Here is a 662-nt window from a genome sequence, read left to right as displayed (position 1 = left end):
CAAGAAGCTCCATGATGCTCAGATGTCGGCCATGTCTGAACTCAAGAAGGAAAATGCCAGGAAGGACCGAGAAATCGCCAGAAAAGACAAAGCATTAGCGGACGCTGCGACGATGCTGATGTTGTCAAAAAAAGCCGAGGCGATCTGGGGGGCAAAGGAAAGCTGATCAGTGCCCATGATCGCCGGGAAATCGTTTCGCTGGTCGAATTCGGTCAATCGAAAGGCTTGTCGCAGAGGCAATCCTGCGAGGCAGTCGGCATTACCCCACGGACGCTGCAGAACTGGCGGCATGCACCGGATGGTGATGGCCGGCTCGACCGCAGCAACTTTACGAGCCCGCGGCAAATCCCTGAGGACCTGCGTGAGCAGATCGTAGATCGCTTCTGCAAAGCCGATGTGCGGGATCTTAGTCTGACGCAGGCCTTCTACAAGCTGCTCGATGAAAACAAGGAGTACTGGTGCTCTCTCTCAACGCTTTACCGTCTCTTCAGGGCACGGGGATTGAACGCACGCCGTGCGCCTACCCGGGAAGCCCGCCGGCGCAGCAAGCCGACTGCATACAGCGCAGAGAAGCCAAACGAGGTGTGGACCTGGGACATCACCTATCTGCGCTCGAGCAAGTACACGGGCAGGTTCTACTACGCGTATGTCATTGTCGACGT

The 662-nt window shown here is 56.8% G+C and carries 1 pseudogene; it reads left to right on the top strand.

What is annotated here, in order from left to right:
* Positions 1–396: 396 nt before the first annotated feature.
* Positions 397–662, top strand: a pseudogene (locus GBM95_RS11950) (hypothetical protein); the annotation flags it as partial.

Origin of the sequence: Sutterella seckii (genome assembly GCF_009183815.1) — a bacterium.
GTDB classification, from domain to species: Bacteria; Pseudomonadota; Gammaproteobacteria; order Burkholderiales; family Burkholderiaceae_F; genus Sutterella; species Sutterella seckii.
The sequence above is the reverse complement of the archived record's forward strand: the minus strand, read 5'-3'. Positions and strand labels throughout refer to the sequence as shown.